The organism is Leptolyngbya sp. FACHB-541 (genome assembly GCF_014695875.1).
Lineage (GTDB): Bacteria > Cyanobacteriota > Cyanobacteriia > Elainellales > Elainellaceae > JAAUTN01.
Genome location: NZ_JACJPC010000065.1, coordinates 125,072 through 138,672, shown reverse-complemented (window position 1 = coordinate 138,672; position 13,601 = coordinate 125,072). Strand labels below are relative to the sequence as shown.

12 protein-coding genes are annotated in these 13,601 nt (G+C 49.2%); 7 read left to right on the top strand and 5 right to left on the bottom strand.

Features of this window, described 5'->3' with window-relative positions:
* The first annotated feature begins 28 nt into the window (after positions 1 to 28).
* Positions 29 to 763 carry a DUF928 domain-containing protein gene (locus H6G00_RS14735; protein ID WP_190797314.1) on the top strand — a complete coding sequence of 245 codons (735 nt, stop codon included), beginning with the start codon at positions 29 to 31 and terminating at the stop codon, positions 761 to 763.
* 80 nt (positions 764 to 843) lie between these two features.
* On the opposite strand, the gene H6G00_RS14730 is transcribed toward H6G00_RS14735, so the two are convergent.
* Both H6G00_RS14730 and thrS read right to left on the bottom strand, forming a co-directional pair.
* The gene (locus H6G00_RS14730) at positions 844 to 1,947 is read right to left on the bottom strand and encodes a spore photoproduct lyase family protein (RefSeq protein WP_199318491.1); all 1,104 of its coding nucleotides are present in this window, start codon (positions 1,945 to 1,947) and stop codon (positions 844 to 846) included.
* A 362-nt stretch (positions 1,948 to 2,309) separates the two neighbouring features.
* Positions 2,310 to 4,178, bottom strand: a complete 1,869-nt coding sequence (gene thrS / locus H6G00_RS14725; RefSeq protein ID WP_190797313.1) for a threonine--tRNA ligase — start codon at positions 4,176 to 4,178, stop codon at positions 2,310 to 2,312.
* Positions 4,179 to 4,489: 311 nt separating this feature from the next.
* Between thrS and H6G00_RS14720 the strand changes: the two genes are divergently transcribed.
* Both H6G00_RS14720 and H6G00_RS14715 read left to right on the top strand, forming a co-directional pair.
* On the top strand, positions 4,490 to 4,819 hold the full coding sequence (locus H6G00_RS14720) for a DUF2605 domain-containing protein (protein ID WP_190797312.1): 330 nt from the start codon (positions 4,490 to 4,492) through the stop codon (positions 4,817 to 4,819).
* Between the two features lie 199 nt (positions 4,820 to 5,018).
* A complete protein-coding gene (locus tag H6G00_RS14715; protein WP_190646021.1) occupies positions 5,019 to 5,351 on the top strand; it encodes a DUF2973 domain-containing protein in 333 nt (110 codons plus the stop codon).
* Between the two features lie 51 nt (positions 5,352 to 5,402).
* Here the strand turns inward: H6G00_RS14715 and H6G00_RS14710 are convergent, their stop codons facing one another.
* Entirely contained in the window at positions 5,403 to 5,738 is a 336-nt protein-coding gene (locus tag H6G00_RS14710; RefSeq protein WP_190797311.1) for a (2Fe-2S) ferredoxin domain-containing protein, read from the bottom strand.
* Between the two features lie 168 nt (positions 5,739 to 5,906).
* On the opposite strand from H6G00_RS14710, the gene H6G00_RS14705 reads away from it, so the two are divergent.
* The 3 genes from H6G00_RS14705 to H6G00_RS14695 are packed head-to-tail and all read left to right on the top strand — an operon-like array spanning position 5,907 to position 7,663.
* Positions 5,907 to 6,275, top strand: coding sequence for a 2Fe-2S iron-sulfur cluster-binding protein (locus H6G00_RS14705; protein ID WP_190797310.1), 369 nt, complete (start codon positions 5,907 to 5,909; stop codon positions 6,273 to 6,275).
* A gap of 34 nt (positions 6,276 to 6,309) precedes the next feature.
* On the top strand, positions 6,310 to 6,804 hold the full coding sequence (locus H6G00_RS14700; RefSeq protein WP_242042277.1) for a thermonuclease family protein: 495 nt from the start codon (positions 6,310 to 6,312) through the stop codon (positions 6,802 to 6,804).
* A gap of 37 nt (positions 6,805 to 6,841) precedes the next feature.
* Positions 6,842 to 7,663 carry an inositol monophosphatase family protein gene (locus H6G00_RS14695; protein ID WP_190797377.1) on the top strand — a complete coding sequence of 274 codons (822 nt, stop codon included), beginning with the start codon at positions 6,842 to 6,844 and terminating at the stop codon, positions 7,661 to 7,663.
* A gap of 110 nt (positions 7,664 to 7,773) precedes the next feature.
* Here H6G00_RS14695 and H6G00_RS14690 read toward each other — a convergent pair whose 3' ends face one another.
* Positions 7,774 to 9,501 (bottom strand): hypothetical protein, encoded by a 1,728-nt coding sequence (locus H6G00_RS14690; RefSeq protein WP_190797309.1) that lies wholly within the window; start codon positions 9,499 to 9,501, stop codon positions 7,774 to 7,776.
* Between the two features lie 140 nt (positions 9,502 to 9,641).
* Between H6G00_RS14690 and H6G00_RS14685 the strand changes: the two genes are divergently transcribed.
* Positions 9,642 to 11,195: a glycosyltransferase family 39 protein gene (locus H6G00_RS14685; protein WP_190797308.1), complete on the top strand. Its 1,554-nt coding sequence runs from the start codon at positions 9,642 to 9,644 to the stop codon at positions 11,193 to 11,195.
* 2 nt (positions 11,196 to 11,197) lie between these two features.
* Here H6G00_RS14685 and H6G00_RS14680 read toward each other — a convergent pair whose 3' ends face one another.
* Positions 11,198 to 13,597, bottom strand: coding sequence for a response regulator (locus tag H6G00_RS14680; RefSeq protein WP_190797307.1), 2,400 nt, complete (start codon positions 13,595 to 13,597; stop codon positions 11,198 to 11,200).
* Positions 13,598 to 13,601: the final 4 nt, after the last annotated feature.

The following is a 13,601-nucleotide window of genomic DNA, read 5'->3' as shown; positions in this document are numbered from 1 at the left end:
CTTCTAGAAAACTGTTTATAACAACGTCATGATTTACATCCAATCTTTGCTGTGCCACATCTCTATTGCAGTTGTCTTGATTTTAGAACTGGCGATCGCCCCCCAAGCAACGGCTGTTCAGCAGACGCTCAAGCAAACCTTACCCCCACCCCCGCCTAACAATCCAGGTAGCTCAGCCGCAGGAGGACGGCGCAGTGCATCCACCTGCCCCCAAGATGCGATCGCGGCAACAACCGATCCCTTATTGACTGCTCTTAGCCCAACGACTACACCGGGTTTAAGCCTGGCAGAGCACCCTACGTTTCTGGTATACGTGCCCAGCACCAGTGCCGAGAACGCAGAGTTTAGCCTTCGCAGCCGAGACGGACGAGGCATTTATCGAACAACAGTCCCCCTGACGGATACTCCTACTTTAATCAGCATTTCCCTTCCCGATCAGGTTGCTCCTTTAGAAATTGGCAGTCTCTATACATGGTCATTTGCTATCATTTGCAACCCAGACAATCGTATCGAAGATCAGTTTGTTACAGGCAGCATTCAACGTATCGAGCTAAACCCAGTCCGTCTGAGTCAAATTGAGCAATCTCCCCCTGCCCGGCGTATTGCACTATATCAAGAGGATGGCATTTGGTACGATGCCCTTACTCTCCTATTTGAGTTAAAGCGCAGCCAACCTGATGATCTGAGTATCGATACGACTTGGCGTGAGTTCTTGCAGTCAGGGGGAATTGATAGCACGATAGATAGCAATTTAGACCAATAACAACTATCTCCGAGAGATACAAGGAGCAGGTTTTAAGGGTGGTTTCTTGGATGCCCACAGACCTACTCTAATCCTCTCATCTAAAACGCGTAGCGAATGGTGCAATAGGGTAAGCGCTCCTGCATTAACTGAGTAAGGGCATCCACGAGAGTTCCTTTAAAGCCGCGCTTATAGCGGACATTCTTGCCACCCGTCTGAGAATGCTTCTGTTCCTGCAAATCAGGTTGCCAGAGTAAGGTCTCTCCTTGCGGATGCCAGCCCATGTTAACCTCGTGCAGTTTATCGTTATGAGTCAGGAAAATGATTTCTGCTTTCAGTTGGGCTTTTGCTTGAGGGGACAGCGTGTCGTCGATCTGCTGCAACAGCTCCTCGTAGTCAGTCAGCCAAGTATCGGTGTAGATCACCGGTGCAAGGTTAATGTGAACTTCATAACCCGCTTCGACAAAGTCGTTGATGGCGGAGATGCGATCGCCAATACTAGAAGTGCGAATGTCCACAATCTGCGCTTTTGACTGAGGCATTAAGCTAAACCGAATGCGAGTCTTGCCCTGTGGGCCATAGTCAAGCAACTCACGATTAACACGCTTTGTGGCAAACGTTGCTTTTGCATTTGGAATGGTGCGAAAAAGCTGAATGATATCCTTCACGTTGTCACAAATGGCTGCATCCACCGAGCAATCGCTATTCTCACCAATCTCATAAACCCAATACTGCGGATCGACCTGATTTGGCTCAGGCTTGTTACCCTGCTTAGCTGTATGACGCTGAAGATATCGCTGAATCTGCTCGATGTTGACAAATGTAGTAATAGGATTAGCAAAGCCCTTGCGCCGGGCCACGTAGCAGTATGAACAAGCCATCGCACAGCCATTTGCATGGGAAGGTGCAATAAAGTCAGAACTGCGAGAGTTAGGACGTGCCTGAAGTGACTTTTTCACACCCAGAATTAAGACACTTCGCTTGATCCGGTTCCAGTCTTCTACGGCTCCCTCGTTGCCATGTAGTTCAGGAATCTGCCAGTGTGACTCGACCTCAATTCGCTGCGTATCGGGATATTGAGCAAAAATCTCCTGCCCTCGCGGAACTTCTAAAACAGCGGGTTCATAATAGATCGTCTGAATGTTGAGAAGGCGGTTGAGCGCCTCACGGTCTTGCTCTTGTGGCGTGGCAATCTTCAAACTCAAAACACAAAATCCAATTCATCAGCTCTTTCAAGATAGATCTTGAGCCAATAGAATTCACCCCAGACAACCGCCCCAGATGGAGAGATTTCCTCTTTCTAGCAAATTTTATCCTTTACCCACTACCGAAATGCCCTTAAAGCAGGGCTTGTACCCTTACTTTTGCTCTGTTCTATGAACTGAGGAATGGTTTCAACAATAGGCGAATTAGGGAAGGTCGGACTGGTCTCAGATTCACTGTATTTACCAGCTTGAAGAACGCTAACCTTTAACCTGCCATTCTCGTAGCGCCACAGTTCAGGAACACCTAATACCCATAGGCACTAAGAAGTAGGGTGCGTCACGACGCACCCTATCAAGTTTGGTTAGAAGTGGCTGTAGTTAGCGATCGCCCCTTTCACCCGCTCAATCACTTGCTCAACTGGAATTGCGCCGAGATCCTGCGTTTCCTTTCCGGCTTCACGAATACGGACGCTGAGAGAATTGGCTTCCACTTCCTTTGCGCCAATGACGGCCATGACCGGAATCTTTTCCTTCTCAGCATTGCGGATTTGTTTGCCGAGGCGATCGCCACTGTTATCCACTTCGACGCGGATGTTGAGCGATCGCATCTTAGCTGCAACTTCTTTAGCGAAAGGCAACTGCTCTTCACCCACGGGCAACAGACGTACCTGAACCGGAGATAGCCACAGCGGGAAGTCACCTGCATACTCCTCAATGAGAATGCCAACTAACCGTTCGAGAGAGCCAAACGGAGCGCGGTGAATCATCACAGGGCGCTTGCGGCTACTGTCCTCCGCCACATACTCTAGGTCAAACCGTTCGGGTAAGTTGTAATCAACCTGCGCCGTACCCAACTGCCACTCGCGATCGAGCGCATCCTGGAAGATAAAGTCGAGTTTTGGCCCGTAGAAAGCTGCTTCCCCGATGCCTTCAAAGTGATCCATGCCTAGCGTTTCTACTGCACGGCGAATGGCAGATTCTGCCTTGTCCCAGGCTTCATCAGAGCCAATATATTTATCTAGCGCAGGGTCACGGAAGCTAAGTCTGGCTCTGAAGTTTTTCAGCTGCAGATTCTTAAACACCGATAGGGTTAAGTCCACAACGCTGAGGAATTCCTCATCCAGCTGTTCGGGCGTGACAAAGAGGTGAGAGTCATCTACCGTAAAGCCTCGAACGCGGGTCAGTCCGCCCAGTTCGCCCGATTGCTCGTAGCGGTAGACCGTGCCAAACTCTGCCAGCCGCATGGGCAGTTCTCGGTAAGAGCGCAATTCACTCTTATAGATCTGAATGTGGAAGGGGCAGTTCATTGGCTTTAGCGCAAATCCCTGCTCTGCCTGACGGGCGTCGTCATCTTCCGCCATCATCGGGAACATGTCTTCTTTGTAGTTCTGCCAGTGTCCCGAAATTTTGAACAGGTCAACCCGTCCAATATGCGGTGTAACGACAGGCAGATAGCCGCGCTTGACTTGCTCTTGCTTAAGGAAATCTTCTAGCGTCGATCGCAATACCGTTCCCTTAGGAGTCCACAGCGGCAAACCCGGCCCAACTGGATCAGCAAAGATAAATAGCCCTAGTTCTTTGCCCAGCTTGCGGTGGTCGCGCTTAAGGGCTTCTTCTTTGCGGCGCTTATATTCAGCTAACTGCTCTGGCGTTTCCCAAGCAGTGCCGTAGATACGCTGAAGCTGCGCTTTGGTTTCGTCGCCGCGCCAGTAGGCACCTGCTACGCTTTCCAAGGCGATCGCATCAGGATTCAGTTCAACCGTGCTTTCCAGGTGCGGTCCAGCACACAAATCCCACCACTGGTCACCCAGATGGTAAATCGTAATCGGGGCTTCTAGCCCTTCCAGGATTTCTAATTTGTAAGGCTCATTAATTTCCTTGATGCGGCGTTCAGCTTCTTCCCGGCTGATTTCTTCCCGCGTCACGGGCAGCTTTCGGTTGATGATCTTAGTCATCTCCTTCTTAATTGCCTTTAAGTCTTTCTCGGTAAACGGTTCAGGACTGTCAAAGTCGTAATAAAAACCGTTTTCGATCCAGGGTCCAATAGTTACCTGCGCCTTGGGAAATAGCTTTTGTACGGCCATCGCCATCACATGTGAAGCGGTGTGACGAATTTTTCTTAAATGCTCAGATTCGCTGGTGCGCGGCAGGTAGACTTTCTCTGGCTGCTTTTCTGACTGCTGTTGAAGCGGTTCAGGCTGTTGGGAAAGAGATGATTCTAGGTTAGGCATTGTCTGGTGATCGGTTGATAGAGACTACAAATGGACAAAATCGGTCAAAGAATGAGTCGTTCAGCAATTCCGTAGTTCGGTTTGGGGTTAAAGCTGTGCTAGTTCGCATGGGTCATAGGGTTGAGTATTCTACAGCCTCTATCTTACACGGGGGACGAGGAAGGATGAAGGATGAAAAGTTAGCGAGCAGAAGCTGATCCTTATTCTTAACCCTAGGCCCCAGCCCCTAGCCCCTAATTCCTTCTAATAATTGTTACGAAACGTAAATTAAGTTAAGATTTTAGTTAAGCTAGAATTTTATATCTGAATCAATGTTTAACTCTTCTAATTTCAATGTGCCTGAGCCTGAGCTGCTCAAGACTTTGTTGGAGCCTCTGCTGGAAGATTTTCAGTATTGGTTTGGGCGATCGCGCACTTTACTCGAATCCCAAACCATCAACTTTTTGGGTGACGAGAAGCAGGCAGACCTGTTAGAGCGAGTCAAACAAGCCCAGCAGCAGGTTAGCACTGCTCAAATGTTGATGAGAGCAACCGACAACCAGGTTGGGGTAGAAACTTCGGTATTAATGCCTTGGCATCAGTTGGTTACGGAGTGCTGGCAGGTTGCCATTCAATTTCGCTTAGAAAATCCGGTTGATTAAGTTCCTAAGCCTATGGTTGAGGCGAAAAATCTGAGAAAATATGGATGCTTAGATTAGCTGAATACCCTACAAGTTAGATAGGTACTTTTGTTGCAGTCGATTTAGTCGTCTGCATGGCTTCAGGTTCTGTAACTACCAAGAGCGCGTTTTAGTAAGAGTATTTTGTCCCGGTGAGCAGTCGGTCTAAAGGAGAGCGGTTATGTTACATCTAATTTACATTCTTGCCTTTACAGTTTTGGCGTTTCTAGCGGTTGGCAATTTGATTCGCAATTTAATGACGCTTGGCATTGAGTCTCAGCGTTCTTATGCTCCGCAAGGTCGATTTTCACCCAACTCAACGGGTCAGCCTCAAGTAGGATATGGGCGAGTGCGTTCTGTGCCCCACCCAGAACTGTTGGATGAGGCTGGAAACATTGTGAATGAGCCATTCTTAGTGATGCGCTCCTTCACGGTCGAAGATGCGCGTGAGCAGCTTGATGCACTCTACAACTCGTCACCCAGCAAGAACGATGAGGCACACGGCGAAGTTTAGAATATAAGTTTTATTAAATTTGAAGCAGGGGTGCATTCCGCCCCTGCTTTTTTAGTCTTGGGATGAGAAAGCATCCATCCGAGGATGAAACCGGGGATGCAGCAATGCTTCTACAGGTTTGTCCGACTGCAAGTGCTGCTCAATAATCACAGGTACATCAGTGGGCTTAACCCGGCAATACCACGTGTTGTCAGGAGCAACCTTCACCGTTGGACCAGAACCGCACTGCCCCATGCAATCGCTAGCGCTGACAAATACGCCAGGAGTTGCAGCAGCTTGAAAGGCAGCCAACACATCAGCCGAGCCACTTCGCAGGCAAGAGCGGTGCTGGCAAACCAGGACACAGCGACGCTTGGCTTGAGCGGGTTGATCGGTTGAGTCGTTCAATAGCTGATCCAAAACGTCTGATTTTACGACTTTAGGCTTTATTAAAAATAGCAAACCCAGTCTTATATTAGACCTCGTGTGTGAACGGTAGCTCTTAAAGTGATGCTTTGTTGGCCCCAGAGCGCTTTATCATACAGAGGTTGTGTGTTTTTCTGGTTATCGAGATCCATGATTCGCTCTTATACTGTCCGGATTCACAATAGCCAGACAGAAACCTATCACACGGTACAGGTTCCTGAAGATTGCTATATTTTGCAAACTGCTGAGGAGCAGGGCGTGCAATTGCCTTTTTCGTGCCGCAATGGAGCTTGCACAGCCTGTGCGGTGCGAGTACTCTCTGGTGAAATTCACCAGCCTGAAGCAATGGGGCTTTCTCCCAAGCTGAAGGATTCTGGCTATGCGCTGTTATGTGTCAGCTATCCTCGCTCGGATCTGGAGGTAGAGACTCAAAATGAAGACGAGGTGTATGAGCTTCAGTTTGGTCGCTATTTTGGCAAAGGACGGGTTCGGGCAGGTTTACCGTTGGATGAAGATTAGGGAATTTCTCCTGCTTCTTTGCTGTCTGTTGCTCATGGGCTGTCAAGCATCTATTAAGCCTCAAGGCACAGCAGTGCAGGTGTCGCGAGCCGTTAGTGGACAAACTATTGAGGTTTTAGACCCGACCGGACAAACGGTTCTCAATCAGGAAGTTCGACTGATAGGAATTGATGCGCCTCATCCAGAGCAGGAACCTTGGGGAACTGAGGCGAGAGAACGATTGGCAGAACTGGTAGAGGGACAGACGGTTTTGCTAGAGGCAGATGTAGCAACGCGAGACAGCTATGACCGAATTTGGGGCTATGTCTGGCTGAATGACCTACTAGTCAACCAGCAGTTAGTTGAGGACGGTTTGGCGCTAGCAGTCGGGCCGCCCCACCCCAAATATGGCGATCGCCTCACCCGTGCTCAAGAAAAAGCGCGACTCTTAGGTGTTGGCATTTGGAATCCGCAGCAGCCAATGCGACAATTACCCTGTGAATTTCGACAACAGCGATCGCCGGACGAAACCATCTCCTGCCCCAGTTAATATCTTTCCTCCTCTCCAACCTCTAACCCCCAATCCCATGCCCCACTCCCCCGCCAAACTCCAAACCCTGCTCGATATTGCAACCGAAGCGGCACTTGCAGGAGGAGCAGTCTTGCAGTCTTACTGGGGGAAACTGGAGGAAATTCAGGAAAAAGGACGACCCGGAGATCTGGTGACTGAGGCAGACAAAGCGTCAGAGGTAGCTGTTTTGGAAGTGTTGCAGCGGCATCTGCCCGACCATCCCATTTTGGCGGAAGAGTCAGGGCAACTGGGAGAAGTGACAAGTGAGTATCTGTGGGCGATCGACCCGCTGGATGGCACCACCAACTATGCCCACCAATATCCCTTTTGCTCCGTTTCGGTCGGTTTGCTGATTGATGGAGTTCCACAAGTTGGCGCGATTTTTGATCCATTTCACCAGGATTTGTTTCGGGCTGCAAAAGGACTAGGAGCAACCCGCAACCGCCGCCCTATTTCTGTCTCAAAAACTGCAGAGTTAGGTAAAAGCCTGCTAGTGACAGGCTTTGCTTACGATCGCCGCGAAACCCCTGACAATAACTATGCTGAGTTCTGCCGCCTGACCCATTTAACTCAGGGAGTACGGCGCGGTGGGTCTGCCTCCATTGACTTGGCGTATATTGCCTGTGGGCGATTAGATGGCTACTGGGAACGGGGACTATCACCCTGGGATATGGCTGCTGGAGTCATCTTGGTAGAAGAGGCGGGCGGTCAGGTGACTGCTTACGATGAAAGCCCTTTTGTGATTAATTCAGGACGAATTCTGGCAACCAATGGGCAAATTCATCAGGCACTGAGCCAGGAACTTTTGCAGACAAAACCTTTGGCGGAATATAGCTAGGTATAGAAGCAATATTACAGCCATTTTCCGATGGGTCCATAGCATAGGGGGCGTTCGCGAACGCCCCCTACAGGGATTTGTGGTTTATCCAAGGGGAAACGGCTGTGAGTTCAGTCTGACAATCCTAAAAGGCAGTCAGCTTGTAACACGATCAAATTTTCAACTTCGAAGGCAGAACACTGTTCTAATGCGCGGCTCAGTGCAGGGACGTTGCCTTGCTGCATCGCGGTGACTACTTCTGCCGCAACTTCCTCGTGCTGCCTGACCCAGCGTTCGTCTACGACATATTCGGTGGTGAGTGAATCTTGCTCCAGCACCCAAAAGTCAATTCCATATTGCTGAATAAACGCCTTCACAGCGGATAAATCGGAGCTGTATTGCGCTCGAATTAAATCAACAACACGCTCTCGAAACTTGCGATAGTAGCCAAGCTGATAGGGAATGGCATATTCCCGACCGACTAAAATCGATCGCTGAGCGAAGGAGGGAATGTTGTTAATTTCATTAGACAAGGAAGCAATCAGCGTATCTTTGGGCTGCTGCTGAAAAAACTCATATAGGGCTGGAATTTCACCGACTTTGTAGTTAGGCTGAGGAAATTCTTCGACCAGGCTGGGGTAAAAAATCAGTCCGCCGCTCAGCAGGGCAGTAAGCCCCACGGCTAGAAGTTTTTTGTTGGCAACCCGATCGCCTGGTCGATTTGCCCACTGAAATAGAGCATCCAGAATTGCCGTAATAGCGATCGCCGCTGCAATTGCCATGACAAAGCGAAAGCTGTGCTGAGTATAGCGGCTGGGTAGCTGAAGCTTAAACAGCAACAGATGCGCGATGAAAAACAAACCCACTGATGCCAAAATGATCTGCGGCAGTAGCTTCCCCTGACTGGTCACCTGCCGCAGCAGCGGAAAGCGATTGGGAAAGCGCCAGATGAGCGGCAATAGTAAACCGCTCAGCATCAATCGGGGCACCCACAGCGCCGGAAAAATACCGCTGCGCTCTGCCACCAGCCAAAACTCAAACGGATCTTTGATGAAAAAGCGCGATCGCCCATCCTCACCAAAGTCAGCCAATTCTCGCGCCTCAGCAGGTGTAATCGTCGGGCCAAATTCTGACGATTGCAGCGCAAATGGCAATAGCACCAGTACCGCTACAGCCAGACCTGCTAGACAAAATCCATAGTCTGACCGAACCTTAGAAAAGCCTGGCTTCCCCTGGTTCCACTGGAGCGGTTGGAGACAGAGAATTCCGGCTGAGATTAGGACACATTGCGGGTAAAACAATCCCTGAAGGGCGATCGCCCCCAGCATCGGGAGGAGCGATCGCCGCAGCAGAAAATACAGAAAGGCTGCAAATAGCGGATACAGAAAGGCTCTAGGGGTCGCAGAGGACAGATCGTCCTTCATCCACACGTTTTGATTCAGCAGCAGCGTCGTTAGAAAACCCGTCACCGGAATCGGCAAAATCTGCAGACTGATGCCAAACACAAAGCCCGTCGTGATTAGACTGAGGGCGATCGGCAGCAGCTTATTAAAAATCATCGGGTCAATGCCCAGCAAAGCTCCCAGTCGATACAAACTGGTGTAGCCAACGGGTACAGCAGACTGAAAATAATCAGCAATCAAGTCTCCTGGAAACAGCCCTGCATCCATGAACCGCTGCATCCAAAAAACATGTTGACGAGCATCATCCTGCACCACATACTCACTGCCAAACGCCTGCTGAAGCCCCAAAATGCCATAAATTGCCGCGAAAGCTAAACTAAAGCCAAACCAAAACTTTAGCTGAGACCCAGATTTATGAGCCGTTTCAGACATAAACAAGTGATGTAGACGAGCCATTAGAATAGCAGCGATAAGGAAGGTACAGGTTGATCACATCCGATTGTAGGGCGAACCATCGTCCACCCCTGCAACTGAATCAGCCTGAAATATTGTAAGCTTCTGTGAAAGATCGAACCTGCTGAGAAACCGCTTTGAGTATGAACAGCAAATCAATATGGCGTTTGAGGAAACATTTAACCGGGTTACACGCCTTCATCGCGATTGTGCTGGTTCTCGGCATCTTTTTTCGCTTTGTTAACCTCGACCGCAAAGTCTACTGGCATGACGAAACGCTCACCTCTTTGCGAATCTTTGGTCACACCGAGACAGAACTGGTTCAAAAAGCATTTGACGGTGAGATTATTACCGCTGAGCAGCTTCAGCAATTCCAGCGGCCCAGCCCCGCAAAAGACCTAGGCGATACCCTAACCGCCCTCGCTGGAAACGCCGAGCATCCACCCCTCTACTATCTGATGGCGCGGCTGTGGGCAAGCTGGTTTGGTAGTTCAGTTGCTGCCATGAGAAGCCTGACTGCGGTAATTGGCGTTTTGGCACTTCCCTGCGCCTACTGGCTTTGCCTGGAACTGTTTGGTTCTGCTCAGGTTGGGTTAATCGCAATGGCAGTCATTGCCATCTCCCCCTTCCACGTGCTGTATTCTCAGGAAGCGAGAGAATATAGCCTCTGGACCGTCACAATTCTGCTATCTAGTGCAGCCCTGCTCAAAGCAATTCGGCTTGGGAAAGCCGTAAACTGGGGGGTATATGCAATCACCATTGGATTGGGTCTTTATGCTCACCTCTTAGCTGTGTTGGTGAGCGTGAGTCACGGCATTTACGTTCTGCTAAGCAAAAATTTCCGCGATCAAGCATTTAAATCTTACCTGCTCGCTTCAGGGGCTGGAATTTTGTCTTTTACGCCCTGGTTAATTGTTGTCATTTCAGGGTTTTTCAAGATTCACGACATCACGGCAGGTACCCGCCGGAGCTTAACTTTTTCGTCGCTGATAGACAAGTGGTTTCTCAATTTCAACCGGATTTTTCTTGACCATGAACAAGGTTCGTTGAATATCCTGTTTGTGGTTTTGACAGTCTATTCACTTTACTTTCTTTGCCGCAAAACACCCAGGTCAGTTTGGCTATTTGTGATTAGCTTAACTGGAGTGACTGCGCTCACCTTGCTCTTACCAGACGTCATTCTGGGAGGTCGACGCTCTACTCTGATGCGATATGCAACTCCATGCTGTTTAGGAGTTCAGCTAGCCGTTTCCTATCTGATCGCAACCCAGCTGAATGGTGAGAAGGTGCGCCAACGCAGAATTGCAAAAGCATTTTTGGCAATCCTTATTACATTGGGTGTGATTGGCAATTCCCTCAGTGCGCAGGCAGACGTTTGGTGGACAAAAAGCCGCGATCGCAGCGGACATTATCTGCCAGTCGCCGACATTCTCAATGGGTCCAACCGACCTTTGCTTATTAGTGATGCTGACCCCATCGCGCTGCTTGCAACCAGCCGCTATTTACAGCCAGATACTCCCATGTTGCTGGTTTTCCCACCTGAGATTCCTCAAATTCCTGCTTATCCGGGAGAGCGCTTCTTGTTTGATGCGTCTTACAGATTTCGTGAAACGCTCCAGACCCAACAAGGATTTGAACTGATGTCTATCTACGCTAAAGCTGAGGTTACGCACCTTTGGGAAATCGTTGAGAAATAGCCTTAGAGGGAATTGATATTGATATTGGGTTGAAATCCTGGTTGAACGGGCTGTTCTAATACAGCCTGCAAGGTTTGCAGCAGCTCTTGAATGGTGTAGGGCTTCACAACAAAACCTTTGATTCCGCTAGCCTCTCTCAACTTACCGTTAGACACAAATCCACTGATGGCGATCGCCTTGATCTGCGGATCAATTTTTAGGAGAGTTTGAATGGTTGTGATGCCATCCATAGAGGGCATCATCATATCGACCAACGCAACAGCAATTCTGTGTTTGTATTGAGCGCAAAGTGCAATTGCTTCAATCCCATCATTGGCTGTTAGCACATGGTAGTTGTAGGCTTCTAGCGAAACTTTGATTGTTTCTAAAACTGCTGTTTCATCGTCTACCACGAGAATCCATTCTGCATTCCCATTGGATGAGGCAGCGGGCTCTACTCGGGGAGAAACGGAAGCTTCGACGGCTGGTAAAAACACCTTAAATTCAGTGCCTTCGCCCACTTTGCTCAATACCTCAATGAATCCTCCATGGCTTTTGACAATACCTCTTACCGTAGAAAGTCCTAGCCCTGTCCCTTTCCCAATCTCTTTCGTGGTGAAAAACGGTTCAAAAATTCTGTCTACGATTTCGGTTGACATTCCGGTTCCGGTATCTTTGACGCTTAGCCCAATATAAGAACCAACGGATGCGTCAAGATTCATGCGGGCGTAGTGTTCATCTATAAACAGGTTTTTAGCAGAAATGGTGAGTGTGCCGCCGTGAGGCATCGCATCACGCGCATTGACGACTAGATTCATCAGCACCTGATGTAGGTGGGTCGCGTCTCCAGACACTAACCAAAGCTCTGGCTCCACATTAGTCGACAACTCAATAGATTTAGGAAATGTCTTTTCAGCAATCTGCTCAATCTCGTGGACTAGGTGCTTGACCTGCACGATCGTCCGTTTGCCCTCGACACCGCGAGCAAACTGAAGCACTTGCTTGACCAGAGCTGCCCCACGTTTGGTGTTGGTTTCAACGATTTTAAGCAAATGCTTACTTTGCTCGTCGGCATTGGGAAACTTCAACTGCAACAGCTGTGCCGTACTTAAAATGGGCGTCAGAATGTTGTTGAGATCATGAGCAATACCACCTGCAAGCGTACCCAAACTTTCGAGCCGTTGCGTTCGCAGGAATTGGCTCTCGAGCTGTTTCTTCTCAGTGATGTCTGTATTAACCGTCAAAACAGATTTGGGTTGCCCCTGGGCATCGCGCATTAATGTCCAACGGCTAGCGACGATGATTTCTTTGCCCTGTTTATTCACCTGATGCAATTCGCCTTGCCAGGTACCGCACTCCATTAAGCCTCTTTGAGCCGTTTCAAGTTGGTCAAGCGAGTCTAACCGATACAAGAGCCGATTTGCGTCCTGGTTGATGACCTCTTCAGCCTTCCATTCGTAGACTTGCTCTGCTCCCTTATTCCAATACTTAATTTTGTTGTTTAAGTCTCGTACCAGAATGGCATCTGTTGTGATGTTGAGTAGAGCTGCCTGTTCCCGGATCTTGTCTTCTGCTTGCTTGTACTGTGTCAAATCAAGCACAAAGCTGACGATCGCCTCTTCAGATTCATCAAGCAAAGCCCCACCAATCATCACAGGAATGCGGTGTCCATCCTTGCGGAAATATTCCTTCTCAAAGGCACTAAACGCTCCAGAACTGGCTAGTTCTGCTATTGCTGCCTGATTGAGATAATCATATTCTGGAGGCGTAAGGGTCTGCCAATTGATCTTTCCAGCCTGTAGGTCAGCGCGACTGTATCCAATGATTTGGAGGAAGGCGTCATTGGCATCTGTAATCCTGCCATCAGCCATGCTAAAAATCACCCCAATCACGTTGGATTCGATTAAATGTCTAAATCGAGCTTCACTGCGCTGTAGTGCTTTAAATGCTTGCTCGCGTTCTGCTTCTAGCTGCTGACGCTGTTGGATTTCCTTTTCTAGCCGCTCATTCTGCTCTGTTAGCCGCTTGGCTAGATTTTGCAGTCGAACGTGAGTGTTGACTCGCGCTAAAACCTCTTCATGGTTGAGCGGTTTGGTGATGTAATCAACTGCTCCAAGATTTAAGCCTTTGACCTTGTCGTCGTTATCGCTAACAGCAGTCAGAAAAATAATCGGAATCTCTTGAGTAGCTGGCTTGCTTTTGAGCCGACGGCAGGTTTCAAACCCGTCTATACCGGGCATGAGGATGTCTAGCAAAATCAAATCGGGTGGGGCGTATTCTGCCAGGGCGATCGCTCGTTCCCCATCTTCAGCCACCACCACTTTGAACCCAGCAGCCTCTAGTAAATCGAGCAGCACATCTAGATTCGTGGGGGTATCATCCACAATCAAAATCACACCTTCTTCCGCAGTCCCTGTAGCCATGAAA